Annotated in this window: 16 protein-coding genes and 1 pseudogene; 10 read left to right on the top strand and 7 right to left on the bottom strand. The window is 61.4% G+C overall.

The window, feature by feature from the left end; genetic code table 11:
• The first annotated feature begins 74 nt into the window (after positions 1-74).
• Together ACJ8IM_RS14530 and ACJ8IM_RS14525 are read left to right on the top strand one after the other, a co-directional pair.
• Positions 75-661 (top strand): annotated as a pseudogene (locus tag ACJ8IM_RS14530) (helix-turn-helix domain-containing protein).
• A 28-nt stretch (positions 662-689) separates the two neighbouring features.
• Positions 690-1,010: a hypothetical protein gene (locus ACJ8IM_RS14525; protein ID WP_033654783.1), complete on the top strand. Its 321-nt coding sequence runs from the start codon at positions 690-692 to the stop codon at positions 1,008-1,010.
• A gap of 131 nt (positions 1,011-1,141) precedes the next feature.
• Here the strand turns inward: ACJ8IM_RS14525 and ACJ8IM_RS14520 are convergent, their stop codons facing one another.
• Positions 1,142-1,828 carry a helix-turn-helix transcriptional regulator gene (locus tag ACJ8IM_RS14520; protein WP_033654784.1) on the bottom strand — a complete coding sequence of 229 codons (687 nt, stop codon included), beginning with the start codon at positions 1,826-1,828 and terminating at the stop codon, positions 1,142-1,144.
• Between the two features lie 576 nt (positions 1,829-2,404).
• Here ACJ8IM_RS14520 and aac(6') point away from each other — a divergent pair.
• Positions 2,405-2,845: an aminoglycoside 6'-N-acetyltransferase gene (aac(6'), locus tag ACJ8IM_RS14515; protein ID WP_033654785.1), complete on the top strand. Its 441-nt coding sequence runs from the start codon at positions 2,405-2,407 to the stop codon at positions 2,843-2,845.
• Here aac(6') and ACJ8IM_RS14510 read toward each other — a convergent pair whose 3' ends face one another.
• Positions 2,846-3,562, bottom strand: a complete 717-nt coding sequence (locus tag ACJ8IM_RS14510) for an HPP family protein (protein WP_033654786.1) — start codon at positions 3,560-3,562, stop codon at positions 2,846-2,848.
• A 171-nt stretch (positions 3,563-3,733) separates the two neighbouring features.
• On the opposite strand from ACJ8IM_RS14510, the gene yfcF reads away from it, so the two are divergent.
• Positions 3,734-4,369 carry a glutathione transferase gene (gene yfcF / locus ACJ8IM_RS14505; RefSeq protein ID WP_033636084.1) on the top strand — a complete coding sequence of 212 codons (636 nt, stop codon included), beginning with the start codon at positions 3,734-3,736 and terminating at the stop codon, positions 4,367-4,369.
• 73 nt (positions 4,370-4,442) lie between these two features.
• On the opposite strand, the gene ACJ8IM_RS14500 is transcribed toward yfcF, so the two are convergent.
• From ACJ8IM_RS14500 to ACJ8IM_RS14490, 3 genes are read right to left on the bottom strand one after another with little or no spacing between them, the layout of a single operon-like run.
• Positions 4,443-5,684: an aromatic amino acid transport family protein gene (locus tag ACJ8IM_RS14500; protein ID WP_033649023.1), complete on the bottom strand. Its 1,242-nt coding sequence runs from the start codon at positions 5,682-5,684 to the stop codon at positions 4,443-4,445.
• A 58-nt stretch (positions 5,685-5,742) separates the two neighbouring features.
• Entirely contained in the window at positions 5,743-7,197 is a 1,455-nt protein-coding gene (locus ACJ8IM_RS14495; protein ID WP_033649022.1) for an NAD-dependent succinate-semialdehyde dehydrogenase, read from the bottom strand.
• Positions 7,198-7,209: 12 nt separating this feature from the next.
• Positions 7,210-8,475 (bottom strand): 4-aminobutyrate--2-oxoglutarate transaminase, encoded by a 1,266-nt coding sequence (locus tag ACJ8IM_RS14490; protein ID WP_033654787.1) that lies wholly within the window; start codon positions 8,473-8,475, stop codon positions 7,210-7,212.
• A gap of 121 nt (positions 8,476-8,596) precedes the next feature.
• On the opposite strand from ACJ8IM_RS14490, the gene pdxR reads away from it, so the two are divergent.
• The gene (gene pdxR / locus ACJ8IM_RS14485; protein ID WP_033654788.1) at positions 8,597-10,087 is read left to right on the top strand and encodes a MocR-like pyridoxine biosynthesis transcription factor PdxR; all 1,491 of its coding nucleotides are present in this window, start codon (positions 8,597-8,599) and stop codon (positions 10,085-10,087) included.
• A gap of 15 nt (positions 10,088-10,102) precedes the next feature.
• Here pdxR and ACJ8IM_RS14480 read toward each other — a convergent pair whose 3' ends face one another.
• Positions 10,103-11,722: an ABC-F family ATP-binding cassette domain-containing protein gene (locus ACJ8IM_RS14480; RefSeq protein WP_033654789.1), complete on the bottom strand. Its 1,620-nt coding sequence runs from the start codon at positions 11,720-11,722 to the stop codon at positions 10,103-10,105.
• Positions 11,723-12,029: 307 nt separating this feature from the next.
• Here ACJ8IM_RS14480 and ACJ8IM_RS14475 point away from each other — a divergent pair, with 307 nt between their 5' ends.
• A complete protein-coding gene (locus ACJ8IM_RS14475; RefSeq protein ID WP_101455678.1) occupies positions 12,030-14,051 on the top strand; it encodes an oxidoreductase in 2,022 nt (673 codons plus the stop codon).
• Between the two features lie 192 nt (positions 14,052-14,243).
• On the opposite strand, the gene rlmG is transcribed toward ACJ8IM_RS14475, so the two are convergent.
• Positions 14,244-15,383: a 23S rRNA (guanine(1835)-N(2))-methyltransferase RlmG gene (rlmG, locus tag ACJ8IM_RS14470; protein WP_033649017.1), complete on the bottom strand. Its 1,140-nt coding sequence runs from the start codon at positions 15,381-15,383 to the stop codon at positions 14,244-14,246.
• 149 nt (positions 15,384-15,532) lie between these two features.
• Here rlmG and ACJ8IM_RS14465 point away from each other — a divergent pair, with 149 nt between their 5' ends.
• The 4 genes from ACJ8IM_RS14465 (at position 15,533) to ACJ8IM_RS14450 (ending at position 19,030) form a co-directional block, all read left to right on the top strand.
• Entirely contained in the window at positions 15,533-16,039 is a 507-nt protein-coding gene (locus tag ACJ8IM_RS14465; RefSeq protein ID WP_033649016.1) for a M48 metallopeptidase family protein, read from the top strand.
• 50 nt (positions 16,040-16,089) lie between these two features.
• Positions 16,090-17,070, top strand: coding sequence for a Gfo/Idh/MocA family protein (locus ACJ8IM_RS14460; RefSeq protein ID WP_033654792.1), 981 nt, complete (start codon positions 16,090-16,092; stop codon positions 17,068-17,070).
• 1 nt (position 17,071) lies between these two features.
• The gene (locus ACJ8IM_RS14455) at positions 17,072-17,803 is read left to right on the top strand and encodes a glutamine amidotransferase (RefSeq protein ID WP_033654793.1); all 732 of its coding nucleotides are present in this window, start codon (positions 17,072-17,074) and stop codon (positions 17,801-17,803) included.
• A 252-nt stretch (positions 17,804-18,055) separates the two neighbouring features.
• Positions 18,056-19,030 carry a TerC family protein gene (locus ACJ8IM_RS14450; RefSeq protein WP_033649013.1) on the top strand — a complete coding sequence of 325 codons (975 nt, stop codon included), beginning with the start codon at positions 18,056-18,058 and terminating at the stop codon, positions 19,028-19,030.
• Positions 19,031-19,103: the final 73 nt, after the last annotated feature.

Genomic DNA, 19,103 nt, shown 5'->3' with positions numbered 1-19,103 from the left:
CGGGAGCTAGGTTGCTTAGAAATTTTCTAATGCATCAATATCACTGAGATTTTTTCTAATCCCTAAAATCACAAATGGCACGATTTCGAATTGACCCTAGTACTGACAGCGCGCCGGTTCTGGATAGAGTCATTGAGGCTTACGGCTTCACACAAAAGATGCAGCTCGCAGAACATCTTGATATAGCTGCAAGTTCTCTATCTTCGCGTTATAAGCGCGGCGGGCTTCCTGCAGACATCATGGTTAAATGTATGGCCGAAACAGGGGTGAGCCTGGAATAGCTAGTCACTGGCAGTGGAAAAAATTTGAAAGCGACGAGCTGGACATAATGAAAGTCCCACGGAAAAAGCTGGTAGACGGCCAGCTTTATGACTCCGGCTACGTCATGTTTGACAAAGTGTTATTCCGTGTAGGAGTTCCACGACCAACGGATCCTATCTGTGTACAGGACGAGAAGGCCCAGTACATTCTTGACCAGACGTTTGCAGAGGTTTTCGATGGAGAATGGCTGGTAGGTATTGAAGGTAAGATCAGTGTTCGCACCTTAACCCGCATTCCGATTAAAAAAATTCGGGTAAGTGGCGTTGGTATGGCGTTTGACTGCGTTCTTGACGATATTCAAATTATTGGAAAAGTTGTTTTGAAAATAACGGAACAATGAGGCTATTTTAGCTCATAGAGGAAATTTTATGAAAATTCAAATAGATTTAAATGATACCCCATCGGATAAGGATGAAGACCTTATTCTTGACAGTAAGAGCCGAACACACTTATTCAAAAGCAGAAAACATGAAGTTGTATTTTATTTTGAAATCAACCAACCATTTTTTGATTCAGAACTTGGAATTAAAAGAATTCACACTAAGGATGTGATGAAAGCAAGAGAACTTCGTAGATTTTATCTTAACATTTTTCATCCTGAGAAAAATAAGGATACTGACTTCGATTACAAACAAGTATCAAAAGATATAAACACATATTTCCGCAGAGTTACCGGGGGGAAACTATGACAATCAATTTCCCTAGCACTTTATTTCGCACTTTAGCTGAGTTGGATATAAACACCAAAAATCAGATAATCAATGTGCCGCCCACACAATGACTCGTCGTGCCATTATCGCCAAATTCGTCTCCATAGCGCCTATGCTGCCGGTAAAGATTTAATATAATCTTCAAAACGTTTACCTCTTTCCTGTCGAAAACGTTCGCCGGTGTCCGTCAACGATAGAATGCCATCAACGCGCAGATTGCGGAAATCGGCTTTGGTCTCGCACCATATGGTCAGCAGCCACACGGCGTCAAACATCGTCAATCCTAATGGCCTGATATTTCTTCGGCTTTCATTACCTTTAAGGTCGCGATAACGGACGGCCAACCGCTTTCTGCCTCGAATAGCCATGCGCAATGGCTCCAGATACCTGTCGGCCAGTTCATACTCCAGAGTCCTGCGCGAGACGGCGCGCAATGGCATATCCTCGTAACGTTTCTTCGCATCGTCATCCAACATGGCACCTATTTTGGCTGAAACGCGACGTGCCGCTTCACCCAGCTGCGCATCACCACGAGCCGCAATCAGACGAGTGCCCAGTATTATGGCCTCCAGCTCGTTAGCGTCAAAATGCAGCGGCGGCAAGAAATACCCCTTTTCCAGTTGGTACCCCAATCCAGACTCGCCGCGGATCGGAGCACCCATCGCCTGCAACGTGCTCATATCTCGATAGATGGTTCGCACCGAAACATCCAGCGTCTGGGCCAGAAACTCCGCCGAAACCGGGCGTTGTCTGCCGCGCAGTTGCTCGAGTATTGAAAATAACCTGACGGTTCTCACTGAATGCCTCCGACACCCCTGACAAAAATTGGCAGGGTCGCGGCCTATGATAGTCACTCACCCATTACTGGAAAAATTACCATGACATCCCCTAATCACATAACAGCATATTCCCCCGCCAGTGCCGGCCATGGCGTCGAACTGGGCCGCTTCAGACTAAGAAAAGGCGTTACCGAAGAGAAGATGTACGCGGCCTATTGCCAAATGGTGCAACATCATCTGTCTGCGCAACCAGGTTGGCTACATCAGTATTTACTCAAACTGGACGGAGACGTTTTCGTCGATGTGGCCATTGCAGAAAGCTATGCACAGTCGCAGGCCATCTGTACCAGTTGGCATGGCCAATCACATTGCGAAAGCTTCCTTAGCCTTATCGAGCCGGAGAGCATGCACTTTGGAACGTTAATGTGCGCTCCACTCGTTACTCGATAACCACACCGGTCTCCGGCGGCCTCATGAACACGACGATCATTATCATAAGTGAGAGAAATGGCGAGATAGCGATGGAGAGATTGAGCTTGCGCGCCGAGACCTGCTACGCTCGCGGGTAACAAAAATCACCGCTAAGGGCCCCGCATGATCGTCATCTGCGACCACGACAACCTCGACGCCTGGCTGGCGTTGCGCACCGCGCTGTGGCCGTCCGGCTCGCCTGAAGAGCACCGCGCGGAAATGCGCGAGATATTGGCTTCGCCGCACCACACCGCGTTTATGGCGCGGGGGCTGGACGGCACTTTCGTTGCCTTTGCCGAGGTCGCGCTGCGCTACGATTACGTCAACGGCTGCGAATCGTCGCCGGTGGCTTTTTTGGAAGGAATTTATACCGCCGAACGCGCTCGCCGCCAGGGCTGGGCCGCACGCCTGATCGCGCAGGTGCAGGAGTGGGCGAAGCAGCAGGGGTGCAGCGAGCTGGCGTCGGATACCGATATCGCCAATCTGGACTCCCAGCGCCTGCATGCGGCGCTGGGCTTTGCCGAAACGGAGCGGGTGGTGTTTTACCGCAAAACGCTGGGCTGATCAGGCAGTTTTGCTTTGCCGCTGATGCGCCAGCTGCTCGGCGCGCAGCAGGATCTCCTGCAAATCGTCCTCGTCGATATCGAACAGATCCCCCTCCATCAGCGCCTCGTGCAGATCGCCGCGGGTGATGGACACGGCATCGATCGGCAGATTGGCCGGCTTGGCCTCCGCCGGCGCCAGCGCGTGCGGGTAGCGTCGCCCGGCCAGGTTATTGAACAGAATGGCCAGCGCCGCCAGCAGCACCGAGTTCAGCAGCACCGGGTACAGCACGAAGTGGTAGCCCATCTGATGGATGCCGGGGCCGCCGAGGATAGCGGTGAGCGCCACCGCGCCACCCGGCGGATGCAGGCAGCGCAGCTTGAACATCAGGCCGATGGCCACCGCCGCCGCTATGCCGCAGGCCAGCCCCGGATCGGGGATCAGCAGGCCGGCGCTGACGCCCACCGTCGCCGCCAGCGCATTGCCGCCGACGATCGACCAGGGCTGCGCCAGCGGGCTGTTGGGCACGCCGAACAGCAACACCGCCGAGGCGCCCATCGGCGCGATAAACCACAGGTTCACCTCGCCCAAAATAAAGTGGCTGATCCAGCCGGCGAGCATCAGCCCCAAACCGGCGCCGACGCTGGAAATCAGCATCTCTCGCTTGCCCACCGCCAGCGGGTGCGGCCACAGGCGCGCGCATCCCACTTTCACTCGCTCTATCCACTGCGTCTTCATGTTACCCAATACGGCTCAATTCACGTGTTGGCAACAAATATATCACATCATCCGGAAGGAACTCACGGCGCCGCAGGCCGCGGCATCAAACAACTTTTGACCTAACAGATTGATTTTTAGCCATCCCTCGACAATGATGAATGTTCTCCCCTTAACCCCGAGGAACCGCCGATGTCTCAACCGATCACCGAGCTTTACACCGACAGTGAATTTTTCAGCCCGTACGCCATGTCCGCCTTTGTCGTGCTGACGGAAAAAGGCATTCCGTTCACCGTGAAGACGGTGGATCTGGCGAAAGAAGAGAATAAAGAGGCGGCCTACGCGGCGCTGTCGCTCACCCGCCGGGTGCCGACGCTGGCCATCGGCGAGTTTCAGCTCTCAGAGTCTTCGGCGATCGCCGAATACCTGGAGGACATCCATCCGGCCCACGCCGTGTACCCGCGCGACGTGAAGCTGCGCGCCAAGGCGCGCGAGATTCAAGCCTGGCTGCGCAGCGATCTGCTGCCGATCCGCGCCGAGCGCTCGACCGAAGTGGTGTTCAACAACGGCAAGTTCCCGCCGCTGTCCGAAGCCGCACAGGGGGCCGCACGCAAGCTGATCGACGCCGTCGAAAAGCTGCTGAGCCATGGGCAGGATAATCTGTTCAGGGAGTGGTGCATCGCCGACACCGATCTGGCGCTGATGCTCAACCGGCTGGTGATGCACGGCGATCCGGTGCCGGAGCGCCTGCGCCACTATGCGCACAAGCAGTGGCAGCGCCCGTCAGTGCAGGCCTGGCTGGCGCTGTCAGCAAAGCGGCGCGCCTAAGAAAAAAATCGGCGGCCACGACGCCGCCGTTCTCAATGCCGAGAAACAACATCACTGCTTGAGGGAAGGCAAATCACCATCCAGAGGGCAGATAGCCTAACAATGAAGCGATGGCGTACACCGCGCTGGCCAGGTACAGCAGCACAATGCTGATCTGCAGCAGCGGGTGCGTGATCCAGTTGCACTGCCAGCGCGGCGTCTGGTCGCCATGTTTGCGTGCGCCGCGCAGGATCAGCATCGGCATGATCGACAGGATCACCCCGCTGAACACCCCGGCGAAGTAGAGCGCGTTGACGAACGACACCAGCCCGCTGTAGGCCAGCGCGAACGGCGGCACCACCACCAGCAGCAGCACGCCGAAGCGGCGCAGCGGCAGCTCGTCGTTGCCCAGCCGGAACTTGTCGAAAATATTGGTCAGGAAACTGCCGCCCAATCCCCAGTAGGAAGTCAGCATCGCGCACAGCGCGAAGATGTTGGCGGAAAAGAACGCCCACTGCCCCAGCGCCTGGCCCCAGGAGATGGTGGCCACGTCGGAGATGCCATCCAGCCCGCTGAGCGCGATCACCGACATCGGCACCGCCGCCAGCAAAATGAAGGTCACCGCCATGCCGACGATGATCGCCTTCGGCAGCTGCTCCGGCTTGTCGGCAAAGCCGCGCGCCATTTCCGGCACGATGTACTGCGCCGAGAAGCAGAACACCACCACGTTGAACACCGGCACCATATAGCGCCAGTCGCCGTCCAGCAGGTTGCGCATCTGGGTGGTGTCTTTCAGCAGCGTCGCCGCCACCAGCGCGGTCAGCATCACCACCATGCCGATGCTGATGAACTTCTCGCCGCGGCCGATCGCTTTCAAACCGAGATACAGCACGCCGGCGGCGGGCACGAAGAACAGCAGGCTGCCCAGCGCCGGCGAGATGCCGAACAGCGATTGCAGCAGCTTGCCGCTGCCGGTCATGTAGGCGGTAAGCGCCCCGACGCTGTTGACGCACACCGAAGCGAACATCAGCCAGGCGCCCAGGCCGCCGACGTAGCGCTTCGCCAGCCCGCTCAGCTGCAGATGCGCGCGGGTGCGCAGCGTGGATTCGGCGACGTACAGCATGGTGATGGTGGTCAGGCTCCCCACCAGCACCAGCCAGAACAGCAGCGGCAGGAAACCGGCCTTGCTGGAGGCGTAGGCGATGGAGAGCACCCCGGCGCCGATATTGGTGCCGACGATCATCGCCACCCCTTCAAGGAAACTTAACGATTTGGCGGGTGCAGGTGCTCGCACCCCGGCGGCAAGCGCCGGAGAAACAGAGGTATTATCAGACATGCATCATCCTTTATCGCCCGGCGACGCTGGCCGCCGGGATGGGTTAACGTCCTGACGCTCAACGGCTCACATCGATACACAGGTATTTCAGCTCCAGATATTCTTCTATCCCGTAGCGCGATCCTTCACGCCCGAGCCCTGACTGTTTCACGCCGCCGAACGGCGCCACTTCGTTGGAAATCAGCCCGGTGTTGATGCCGACCATGCCGTACTCCAGCGCTTCCGGCACGCGCCACTGGCGCGCGGCGTTCTGCGTGAACAGGTAGGCGGCCAGGCCGAATTCGGTGTCGTTGGCCATGGCGATGGCTTCCGCCTCGTCATGGAAGCGGAACAGCGGCGCCACCGGCCCGAAGGTCTCTTCTTTGGCGAAGCGCATTTTCTGCGTCACGCCGGTCACCACCGTCGGCTGGAAGAAGGTACCGCCCAGCGCGTGCGGCTGGCCGCCGGTGGCGATCTGCGCCCCTTTGATCAGCGCGTCGTCGATATGGCTCTGCACCTTCGCTACCGCATCGCTGTCGATCAGCGGCCCCTGGGTGGTGCCTTCCTGGCTGCCGTCGCCGACTTTCAACTGCTCGACCGCCGCCACCAGTTTCTCCGCCAGCCGCTCGTAGATGCCGTCCTGCACGTAGATGCGGTTGGCACAGACGCAGGTCTGGCCGCTGTTGCGGAACTTGGAGGCCATGATGCCCGCCACCGCCGCGTCCAGATTGGCGTCGTCGAACACGATGACCGGCGCGTTGCCGCCCAGCTCCAGCGACAGCTTCTTGATGCTCGGCGCGCACTGCGCCATCAGAATGCGACCGACCTCGGTCGAACCGGTAAAGCTCAGCTTGCGCACCACCGGGCTGTCGCACAGCACCTTGCCCACCTGCGCCGCTTCCCCGGTCACCACCTGCAACACGCCGGCGGGAATACCGGCGTCCTGCGCCAGCTTGGCCAGCGCCAGCGCGGTCAGCGGCGTTTGCTCGGCAGGTTTGACGATGATGGTGCAGCCCGCCGCCAGCGCCGGCGCCACCTTGCGGGTGATCATCGCCGCCGGGAAATTCCACGGTGTGATGGCCGCGCACACGCCGATCGGCTGCTTCACCACCACCAGGCGCTGCGAAGCCTGCGGCGCCTGCAATACCGCGCCGTCCACCCGCTTGGCCTCTTCGGCGAACCAGGTGATGAACGACGCGGCGTAGGCCACTTCGCCGCGCGCTTCCGCCAGCGATTTACCCTGCTCAGCGGTCATCAGCTGCGCCAGATCTTCCTGTGCGGCCAGCACCTTGTCGGCCCAGGCCAACAGCAGCGCGGAACGCTGCTTGGCGGTCAGTTGTTTCCAGTCATTTTGCGCCCGCTGCGCCGCCGCGATCGCCTGCTGGGTTTCCTCTTCGCTGACCAGCGGAATGCTGGCCAGCTCGGCGCCGGTGGCCGGGTTGATCACCGCTTCGCGCTTGCCGCTCAGGGCATCGCACCATTCACCGTTGATCAGACACTGGCTGCGCAACAGCTCGGGATTGTTCAATTTCATGCCGTTCGCTCCTTAGTGAGCCAGCGCGCGGGACAGGATGCCCATCGCCTTGGTGAACTGATCGTCCGGGATGGTCAGCGGATACAGGAAGCGGATCACGTTGCCGTTCACGCCGCAGCTCAGCAGCAGCAGCCCTTCTTCCATCGCCTTCTGCTGAACCTGACGGGTGATATCGGCAGATGGTTTACCGGTGGCCGGATCGTTGAACTCCACCGCCACCATCGAACCTTGCGCCCGCACATCCGCGATCGCCGGGCTGGTTTTGCGCGCCTGCTGCAGCACTTCCACCAGGTGCTGCCCCAAGCGCTGGGCGCGCTGGCACAGCTGCTCTTCGTCGATCACGTCCAGCACCGCGTGCGCCGCGGCCACCGCCAGCGGGTTACCGGCGTAGGTGCCGCCCAGCCCGCCCGGCGCCGGCGCGTCCATCACCTCGGCGCGGCCCGCCACCGCCGACAGCGGCATGCCGCCCGCCAGGCTTTTCGCCATGGTGATCAGATCCGGTTTAACGCTGTAGTGCTCCATGGCGAACAGCTTGCCGGTACGGGCGAAGCCGGTCTGTACTTCGTCGGCAATGAGAAGAATGCCGTGCTGGTCGCACAGCGCGCGCAACGCCTGCATAAAGTCGGCCGGCGCCACGTTGAAACCGCCTTCGCCCTGCACCGGCTCCAGCACGATCGCCGCCACCTGCTTGGGATCGATATCCGCTTTAAACAGGCGATCCAGGCTGTTCATCGCGTCTTCGGTGGTCACGCCGTACAGCGCATTCGGGTACTGGCCGTGGAACACCGAACCGGGGAACGGCCCGAAGCCCAGTTTGTAAGGCGCCACTTTGCCGGTCAGCGCCATGGTCATGTAGGTACGGCCGTGGAAGCCGCCGCCGAAGGTGATCAAGCCCGGGCGGCCGGTGTAAGCACGGGCGATCTTCACCGCGTTTTCCACCGCCTCCGCGCCGGTGGTGAAGAAGGCGGTTTTACACGGGCCGGCGATCGGCGCGCGCTGGTTGATGCGCTCCGCCAGCGAGACATAGCTTTCGTAAGGAACGATCTGATAGGCGGTGTGGGTGAAAGCCTGCAGCTGCTTTTCAATCGCGGCGATCACCTTCGGGTGGCGGTGGCCGGTGTTCAGCACGGCGATCCCCGAGGCGAAGTCGATCACTTCTCTGCCTTCCACATCCCACAGCGTAGCGTTCTCTGCGCGCTCGGCGTAAAAACCACACATCACGCCCACTCCGCGCGGGGTGGCGTCCTGACGGCGTTGGTTCAATTCTGCGTTTTTCATGCTGTTCTCTCCGGTCGGTGCCAGTTACACGTTTCGTTCACATTCGTGAAACAATGCCGTTTATTTACACAGGATGTGGCCCTATAATCGAGTGCCAGTTACGAATAATTGAGGGATCCAATTGCGCTCATTGAGTGGTGATCTGTTGCTGCAGCGCCTCGGCGAGCAGCCCGATGACAAGCTGCACAAGCGGCTTTACAACGCGATCCGCACCAGCATTCTCGACGGCAGCCTGCCGCCCTCCAGCCGCTTGCCCGCCTCGCGCGATCTGGCGCAGGAGCTCAGCCTGTCCCGCAACACCGTATTAACCGTTTATGAACAACTGTTGGCGGAAGGCTACGTATCGGCGCGCGCCGGCAGCGGCACCTTCGTCGCCGACACGGTGCCGGACAGCTGCCTCTCCACCGGCGGCGCGCCGGCCGACGGCAGCGGGCAACCGCGGCGCGTCGAACTGTCCGAGCGCGGCGCCACGCTGCTGCACCACGCCAGCGCCAGCCCCAAACAGTGGGGGGCGTTCATTCCCGGCGTGCCCGACGTCAACGCCTTTCCCCATCAGCTGTTCAGCAAGATCCAGGCGCGCCTCAGCCGCCGCCCGGCGCCGCAGCGGCTGACCTACAGCAATCAGGGCGGCAGCCCGGAGCTGCAGCATGCATTGGTGGAGTATTTACGGGTGGCGCGCTCGGTGCGTTGTTCGCCGGAACAGATCCTGATCACCGAGGGCATTCATCAGGCGATCGATCTGGTGACGCGCATGTTGTGTAATCCGGGGGATGACGCCTGGATCGAAGAGCCGGGCTATTGGGGGATCCGCAATATCCTGCGCATCAATGCGCTGAACATCTGCCCGCTGGCGGTGGACGAAGCCGGGCTGGTGCCGCCGGAGCAGCCGACCACCCCGCCCCGCCTGATTTTCGTCACTCCGTCGCACCAGTATCCGCTCGGCTCGGTGATGAGCCTGGCGCGGCGCCAACGGCTGCTGGCGCTGGCGCGCAACGCCGGCGGCTGGATCGTCGAGGACGATTACGACAGTGAATTCCGCTTTTCCGGCCAACCGATCCCGGCGCTGCAAGGGCTGGAGGCCGACGCGCCGGTGATTTATATCGGCACCTTCAGCAAAACGCTCTATCCGGCGCTGCGCCTCGGCTATGTGGTGTTGCCGCCGCCGCTGGTGCAGGCGCTGAAAACCGCCCACGCCGAGCTGTACCGCGGCGGGCACCTGCTGATCCAGAGCGCGCTGGCAGAGTTTATTCAGGCAGGGCATTACACCGCGCATATCCGCCGCATGCGGTTGCTGTACGCCCGGCGGCGCGCCTTCCTGACCGGCTTGATCGAACAGCACCTTGGCAAACAGGCGCTCAGCGAGTTCAACAGCAACGCCGGATTGCACCTGATCCTCAACCTGCCGGACGAGGCCGACGACGTGGCGATCGCCGCCGCCGCCGGCGCGCGCGGGGTGCTGGTGCGGCCGCTGTCGCGCTACTACATGCAGCCCAACCGCCGGCGCGGCCTGCTGATGGGGTTTGCCTGCGTGCCGGAAGAGCAGATGGCCGCCGCCTTCACCCAGCTGCTGGCGTGCATCAACGCGCCCGAAATGAAAAAGGCGGCTCCTTAGGGCCGCCTTCGCGCGTTACCAGGCCTGAAGCCGCCAACCGTCCGCCTGCCGGTGCAGACGGTGCGTCGGCCGCAGCGCCTGCAGGAAGTCTTCGTCGTGCGACACCACCAGCATCGCGCCGGGGAAATCTGCCAGGGCGGTTTCGATCGCCAGCGACGACGCCAGATCCAGGTGGTTGGTCGGTTCGTCCAGCAACAGCAGCTGCGCCGGTTGCCGCCGCCATAGCGCGCAGGCCAGCGCCGCCTTCAGCCGTTCGCCACCGCTCAGCGCGCCCAGCGGCAGCGCGATGCGATCGGCGCCAAGCTGCAACTGCGCCAGCCGGGTGCGCAACGCGCCTTCCACCAGCGGCGAATCCTGCAGCCCGAGATGCTCCATCACCGACAGGCTCGGGTCGAGCTGCGACAAGGTTTGATCGAGATAGGCCGTCGACAGCGGGCAATGACAATGGCCGGCAAGCGGCGCCAGCTGGCCGAGAACGGTCTTCAGCAAGGTGGACTTGCCGCAGCCGTTAGGGCCGGTCAACGCCACGCGCATCGGGCCGTCGATCCGCAGATCCAGCGGCGGCGCGCTGACGAACGGCAGTTGCAACTGTTCGAGCACCAGCACCTGCTTGTTCGCGCTCACATCACTGCCCGGCAGCGCCAGCAACACCGGCTGTTCCTCTTCCACCCGCTGATAGGCCTCGCGCACCGCCGCATCGAGGCTGTCGCGCTGGTCCTGATGCTGTTTGCGCAGCGTGCCGAGGCTCTCCTTCGCCGCCGATTTGTAGGCCACCCGTTCGAAAGAGGCGATATTCAGCGTATCGACGACGCGCAGCGTTTGCGCCGAGCGCCGCTGGCTCATGTCGTGCTCTTTCTGCTGACGCGCGTGAGTACGGCGGCGCTCCTCGCGCGCATGCTCCAGATCGGCGCGCGCCGCCTGCTGCTCCATATCGCGCTGGCGGCGGTAGTCGTCGTAGTTGCCGCCGTAGCTGCGCAGCGCGCCGGGCGTCAGTTCGACGATGCGCTCCATACGCCCCAGCAGTTGCCGATCATGGCTGGCGATCAGCAGCCCGCCCTGCCACCGCTCCAGCTGCTGATACAGCCAGGCGCGCCCGGCGCTGTCGAGGTGGTTGGTCGGTTCGTCCAGCAGCAGATAATCCGCCTCCCCCAGAAAAGCGCCGCACAGCGCCGCGCGCATCCGTTCGCCGCCGCTCAAATCGCATGCGGATCGCAACGGATCGAAGGCCGGCAGCCCGGCGGCGGCGAAGGCGCTTTGCAGGCGATCGTTGAGATCCCAGCGCCCTTCCAGACGATCGATGTCGTCCGCCAGCGGCAGCCCCTGCTCGATGCGCGCCAGCGCGGCGAACACCTCGCCGTAGCCCAGCAGCTGCGCCAGCGTGGTGTCGGCCGCGATCTCCGGCTGCTGCGCAACGTAAGCCAATGCGGCATGGGATTCGACGTGCCCGTTGCCCGGCCGATCCCGCCCGGCTATCAGGCGCAGCAGCTGGGTTTTGCCGACGCCGTTGCGCCCCACCAGGCCGCAGCGCTGCCGATCGAAAGCGAGATCCAGCGGGCCGAACAGCGTTTCGCCGTCAGCAAATTGGCAGGTCAGTTGATGTAAAACGAAATAAGGGGACTGCGCAAAATGAGCCATAAGCACTCCTGAATGAGATCAAAACATCCCCACAGGGCGCGAGAGCGCACGGCGTGGGACCAGATATCAACAGGTGTGGTTGTTCATTTTCGGTTATGGCTCCGCAGAGAGAAGGAATTTGCAACGCGCAAAGGTTAACCGATCTTTTGTTCGTTATGCAAACAGTGTCTGAGATTCATGACGTCTATCACATTCGGCGCAACGCAGATTCCCAAGCGGCGCGACAACGGCTAGATTTATCTCATCCGACCACTTGTGTTCACATAATTATAACAACGGGCCCCGATTTCACCCGATGGAGAGTGCAATGAGCAATTACCCTCACCTGCTGGCGCCGCTGGATCTCGGCTTCACTACCCTGAAAAACCGGGTGCTGATGGGATCGATGCATACTGGCCTGGAAGAGCTGCCCGACGGCCCGCAGCGCCTGGCCGCGTTCTATGCCGAGCGCGCCGCCGCCGGCGTGGCGCTGATCGTCACCGGCGGCATTGCCCCGAACGAACAGGGCGTGGTTTTTCGCGGCGGTTCGATCCTCAACAGCGAGGAGCAATTGCCTCACCACCGCCCGGTGACCGAAGCCGTCCACCGGGCGGGCGGCAAAATTGCGCTGCAGATCCTGCACACCGGCCGCTACAGCTATCAACCCAAGCTGGTCGCCCCTTCTGCCCTGCAGGCGCCGATCAACCCGTTTACGCCGAGCGCGCTCAGCGAAGCGGAGATCGAGCAGACCATCGCCGACTTCGCCCGCTGCGCGGCGCTGGCGCAGCAGGCCGGCTACGACGGCGTAGAAGTGATGGGATCCGAAGGCTATCTGATCAACCAATTCTTGACGACGCGCACCAATCAGCGCGACGACCAATGGGGCGGCAGCTTCACCAACCGCATGCGCTTCGCCGTCGAGACCATCAGGGCGGTGCGCCAGGCGGTGGGCGCGGAGTTCATTCTGATCTACCGGCTGTCGATGCTCGATCTGGTGGAAGACGGCTCCAGCTGGCAGGAGATCGAACAGCTGGCGCTGGCGGTTGAACAGGCGGGCGCCACGATCATCAATACCGGCATCGGCTGGCACGAAGCGCGTATTCCGACTATCGCCACCATGGTGCCGCGCGCCGGGTTCAGCTGGGTGACCCGCAAGCTGATGGGCAAGGTCGGCATCCCGCTGATCACCACCAACCGCATCAACGATCCGGCGGTGGCCGAGCAGGTGCTGGCGGAAGGCTGCGCCGACATGGTATCGATGGCGCGTCCGTTCCTCGCCGACGCCGCCTTTGTGCAGAAAGCCGCCGAGGGGCGCGCCGACGAGATCAATACCTGCATCGGCTGCAACCAGGCCTGTCTCGACCAGATTTTTGAAGGCAAGCTGACTTCCTGCCTGGTCAACCCGCGCGCCTGCCGCGAAACCGAAATGCCTCTGACAATGACGGAGAAACCGAAAAAGCTGGCGGTGATCGGCGCCGGCCCCGCCGGGCTGGCCTTTGCCACCACCGCCGCCAGCCGCGGCCATCAGGTGACGCTGTTCGACGCCGCCGAGCAGATCGGCGGCCAGTTCAACATCGCCAAGCAGATCCCCGGCAAGGAAGAATTCCATGAAACCCTGCGTTACTTCCGCCGCCAGCTGGCGCTGCGTGAAGTGACGGTCAGGCTGGGCGTCAAGGTCGAGGCGGCGGATTTAAGCGAATTCGACGAAGTGATCCTCGCCTGCGGCATCGTGCCGCGCACCCCGGACATCCCCGGCATCGGCCATGCCAAGGTGCTGAGCTATCTGGACGTGCTGCGCGATAAAAAACCGGTCGGCCAGCGAGTGGCGATCGTCGGCGCCGGCGGCATCGGCTTCGACACCGCCGAGTACCTCAGCCAGCACGGCGTGTCCAGCAGCCTGGATCAGGCGGAATTCAACCGCGAATGGGGCATCGACGGCCGCCTTGAGCAGCGCGGCGGGCTGGCGGCGCAAGGGCCACAGGCACCGCGCGCCGCGCGGCAAATCTACCTGTTGCAGCGCAAAACCAGCAAAGTGGGTGAAGGCCTGGGGAAAACCACCGGTTGGATCCATCGCGCCAGCCTGGCGATGCGCGGCGTGAAGATGCTCAACAGCGTCAGCTATCGGCTGATCGACGACGAAGGGCTGCACATCACCCGCGCCGAGCAGGACAGCTGCCTGCCGGTGGACACGGTGGTCATCTGCGCCGGGCAGGAACCGCGCCGCGAGCTGCAGCAGCCGCTGCTGGCGATGGGGAAAACCGTGCATCTGATCGGCGGCGCCGACGTGGCCGCCGAGCTGGATGCCCGCCGCGCGATCGATCAGGGGACGCGGCTGGCGATGGCGCTGTAAAAAAGGGGCGCACAGCGCCCCTGACATTGATGACAAACCTCATCCCCATGCCGGGTGGCAGAGAGCAGCGAATAGAAAACAAGGAAAATCAATTTATTGATTTTCGGCTGATAACCACAAAGGGGGAAAAACCACGCTTTTTCCCCCTTTGTCAACAGCATGAGGGGCGCTGAGCGCCCTTGGTCATCACGCTCAGCGACGCGCGCCGGATTTCACCGCTCTCAAGATCACGAACTTCTTGTTCGAGGCCACCAGCGTGCAGTTGCCGAACAGACGCTTGAGCTTCTGGTGATAGTCGAGGTGGCGGTTGCCGACGATGCGCAATTCGCCGCCCACCTGCAGGCAGCGCTTGGCGTCGCAGAACATCTGCCAGGCGGTGTGATCGGTAATGGCGTGCTGCTGGTGGAACGGCGGGTTGCACAGCACCGCCTGCACGCTTTCGCGCTCGATGCCCGCCAGCGCGTTGTTCACCTCAAATTGGCAACGATCCAGCTCTTGCGGCAGGTTGTGCTCCACGTTCAGTTCGCTGGAGGCCACCGCCATGTAAGATTCATCGACGAAGGTCACCTGCGCTTCCGGGTTTTGCGCCAGCGCCGTCAGGCCAATCACGCCGTTGCCGCAGCCCAGATCGACGATATGGCCGTTCAGGCCGCGCGGCAGATGCTCCATAAACAGGCGCGCGCCGATATCCAGGCTGCCGCGCGAGAAGACGTTGGCGTGGTTATGGATAAGCCAATCGGTGCCGTCCAGCGGCCAGTCGGTGGTTTCCGCCGCCGCCGGCGGGACGATGTCCGACGCCTGGCAGAAGATCAGGCGCGCTTTCTTCCACGCCAGGCTGGTGCGCGTCGGGCCCAGCACCTTTTCAAACAGCTGCATCGTCGAGGTGTGCACGTCGCGCGCCTTGGCGCCGGCGACGATCAGCGTGTCTTCGGTCACGACGTGGCGCAGCGCGCGCAGCTGCTGCTCCAGCAGCGCCAGCGCTTTCGGCACGCGAATCAACACCACCGCCGGCGCCGCTGGCAGCTCGGCCAGGCTGTCCAGCAGCGTAACCTGCTCGGGATCCAGCCCGTTGAGCTTGAGGTTGTGGCGCGTCGCCAGCTGGCTCATGTAGGAGTCGCTGACGCTGTAAGGGCGATGCGCGTGCAACGCACAGGCCAGGGTGCCGAAGTTATCGTTGAAAATCAGCACCGGACGGCCGCCGATATCTACGTTTTCAAGCTGTTGCAGCAGATATTCGTCCGCCGCTTCCCACGCCTGCAGTTGGGTGGATTCTTCTTGTTGGGGATAACGCTCCAGCTCAAGTTGCTGTGTTCCCAGATCGAGTTGGCTCATTGCCCCTCCTGACTGATAAAATTTGGGCTGTTTATCCCCTAAAAACGCCCGTCAGTAAAATGTTTTTTCGGATAAATTGCGTATGCCAGGATTTGAGCGAAAAAACAGCATAGAATGACCGACTGAATGGCCGTTGATACGGAACAAGAATGTCTGAATTGACCTACCTGCAAGGCTACCCAACGCATCTGCAAAGCCAGGTGCAGCAACTGATCCATCAGAATCGGCTGGGAGACGTGCTGCTGCAGCGCTACCCGCAGGTGCACGGCTGCACCACCGACAAGTCGCTGTATCAGTTTACCGTCGATCTGAAAAACCAGTATCTGCGCAACGCCCAGCCGCTGAGCAAGGTGGCCTACGACAGCAAGATCCACGTCATGAAGCACGCGCTTGGCCTGCACACCGCCATCTCGCGCGTGCAGGGCGGCAAGCTGAAGGCCAAGGCGGAAATCCGCGTGGCGACGGTGTTCAAGGTCGCGCCCGAACCCTTTTTGCGCATGATCGTGGTGCATGAGCTGGCGCACCTGAAAGAGAAAGATCACAACAAGGCGTTCTACAGCCTGTGCTGCCATATGGAGCCGGATTACCACCAGCTGGAGTTCGACACCCGGCTGTATCTGACGCACCTTTCGCTGTTCGGCGAGCTGTATGCATAGCGAGTGAGGGCGTGATAATCTGCGGTTTTAGGCCTGGACCGGAGCTCGCCATGATTCGCTTTGCCGTCGTCGGCACCAACTGGATTACGGAACGTTTTATCGATGCCGCCCATGAAAGCGGCAAACTCAAGCTGAGCGCCGTGTATTCACGCTCGCTGGAACAGGCGCAGGCGTTTGGCGCCAACTATCAGGTCACGCAGTTTTTCGACTCGCTCGAGGCGATGGCGCAGTCTGACGCCATAGACGCGGTGTATATCGCCAGCCCCAACTCCCTGCACTGCCCGCAATCGCTGCTGTTCCTGCGCCATAAAAAGCACGTGATCTGCGAAAAACCGCTGGCCTCCAACCAGCGCGAAGCGGAACAACTGGTCGCCTGCGCGCGGGAAAACCAGGTGGTGCTGTTCGAGGCGTTCAAAAGCGCCTATCTGCCGAATTTCCTGGCGCTGCAGCAGGCATTGCCTAAAGTCGGCCGGCTGCGCAAAGCCTTTATCAACTATTGCCAATACTCTTCGCGCTATCCGCGCTATCTCGCCGGCGAGAATCCCAACACCTTTAACCCGCAGTTCTCCAACGGCTCGATCATGGACATCGGCTACTACTGCCTGGCCAGCGCGGTAGCGCTGTTCGGTGCGCCGCAGTCGGTGCTGGCCAGCGCCACGCTGCTGGATACTGGCGTGGACGCCCACGGCACCGTCTGCCTGAACTACGGCGATTTCGACGTCACGCTTTCCCATTCCAAGGTCAGCGACTCGGCGATCCCCAGCGAAATCCAGGGGGAAGAAGGCACGCTGATTATCGACAAGATTTCCGAGTGTCAGGGCGTGGCGCTGACGCCGCGCGGCGGCAACCGGCAGGACCTGAGCCAGACGCAGCACATCAACACCATGCTGTATGAAGCGCTGGCCTTCGCCGAGCTGGTTGAGCAGCGTCAGGTGGAACATCCGGGGCTGGAGAATTCGCTGATCGTCGCCCGCCTGCTGACCGACATCCGCCGCCAGACCGGCGTCGTCTTCCCCGCCGACGGAGAATGAGATGAAACCGCTGCTCGTGATGCAAACCGGCGACGCGCCGCAGGCCATTCGTCAGGAATTGGCCAACTTTGAAGGCATGTTCCTGCAACAGGGCAACATCGACGCCGAACGCGCGCACATCGTGCATCTGCCCGCCGGCGACCGGCCGTTGCCGCCGGCCGCCTATTGCGGCGTGGTCATCACCGGCTCGCCGGCGATGGTGACCGAACGGCTGCCGTGGAGCGAGGCGGCCGCCGAATGGCTGCGTCAGGCGATGGCGATCAAACTGCCGCTGTTCGGCGTCTGCTACGGCCACCAGCTGTTGGCCTACGCGCTCGGCGGCGAAGTGGGCTATCACCCGCAGGGCATGGAGGTCGGCACGCTGGAGATCGAACTGCTGCCCGCCGCGGCCGACGATCGGCGGCTCACCCTGCTGCCGCCGCGATTCAAGGCCAATCTTATCCACTCGCAGAGCGTGCTGACGCCGCCCGCCGGCGCGCAGACGCTGGCGCGTTCGCAGCAGGACGCGCACCAGATCCTGCGCTATGGCGATCACGCCCTGACCACCCAGTTCCACCCGGAATTCAACGGCGCGGTAATGAGCCAGTATCTGCAGTGGCTCGGCGAACTGCATCCTGAGCAGCAAGCCCGCTATCAACAGCAACAACAACAGGTTAGCGACACGCCGTTCAGCCGCCTGCTGCTGCAGGGATTCGTCGTCAGCCTCGGCGCGCAAAAAGCGATGGCCGGCTAACGCGATTCACGTTGACCGCCGACACATTTTGCATTACTTTCTGCTCTGCAAAGGGGAGTAACTTCATTGCCGGTCAATCGTCATTACGATGCGCAAGCATCCGGTTACCGGGCAACCTGATGTCAAAGGTGTAACCACCTTCATCAACGTTGTAAGTGAGACCTTGCCGGAAGGCGAGGTTTGCTTGCAGCGTTCACAGAGCGGCTGGCGACTTCCGACGTTGGCCGTTTTTGTTTTTGAAGGATACCTCTGATGATGAATTCCGTTGGCACACCGTGGTTATGGGGCAGCTTCGCCGCCGTCATAGTCGTGATGCTCGCAATCGATCTCCTGTTGCAGGGCCGTAAAGGCGCGCACACCATGTCTATGAAGCAGGCCGCCAGCTGGTCGCTGGTGTGGGTCAGCCTCTCCCTGCTGTTCAATTTCGGTTTCTGGTACTACCTGAATGAAACCGCCGGGCGCGCCGTCGCCGATACCCAGGCGCTGGCCTTCCTCACCGGCTACCTGATCGAAAAAGCGCTGGCGGTGGATAACGTGTTCGTCTGGCTGATGCTGTTCAGCTACTTCGCCGTGCCGGCCAACCTGCAGCGGCGGGTGCTGATCTACGGCGTGCTGGGGGCGATCGTGCTGCGTACCATCATGATCTTCGCCGGCAGCTGGCTGGTCAGCCAGTTCCAGTGGCTGCTGTACCTGTTTGGCGCCTTCCTGCTGTTCACCGGTATCAAAATGGCGCTGGCGAAGGAAGATGACTCGGCGATCGGCGACAAGCCGCTGGTGAAATGGCTGCGCAGCCACCTGCGCATGACCGACAACCTGGAAGGCGAGCGCTTCTTCGTGCGCCGCAACGGCATCCTGTTCGCCACCCCGCTGGTGCTGGTGCTGATCCTGGTAGAGCTGAGCGACGTGATCTTCGCGGTGGACAGCATTCCGGCGATCTTCGCCGTGACCACTGACCCGTTCATCGTCCTGACCTCCAACCTGTTCGCCATCATGGGCCTGCGCGCCATGTACTTCCTGCTGGCCAACGTGGCGGAGCGTTTCTCGATGCTGAAATACGGCCTGTCGGTGATCCTGGTGTTTATCGGCATCAAGATGCTGATTATCGACTTCTTCCACATCCCGATCGGCGTATCGCTGGGCGTGGTGGCGGGCATCCTGACGCTCACCTTGCTGATTAACGCCTGGGTCAACCGTCGCAACGATCGCCTGGCGAATAAACAACCATAATCTGTTATCCGGGGCGCTAGTCGCCCCGTGATTGTTTGGCAATTCCCCCAAAACGCCAAACGTTATTGCGATC

It is taken from the genome of Serratia sp. CY33525 (genome assembly GCF_052169115.1).
Classification (GTDB): Bacteria; Pseudomonadota; Gammaproteobacteria; order Enterobacterales; family Enterobacteriaceae; genus Serratia; species Serratia sarumanii.
The sequence above is the reverse complement of the archived record's forward strand: the minus strand, read 5'-3'. Positions and strand labels throughout refer to the sequence as shown.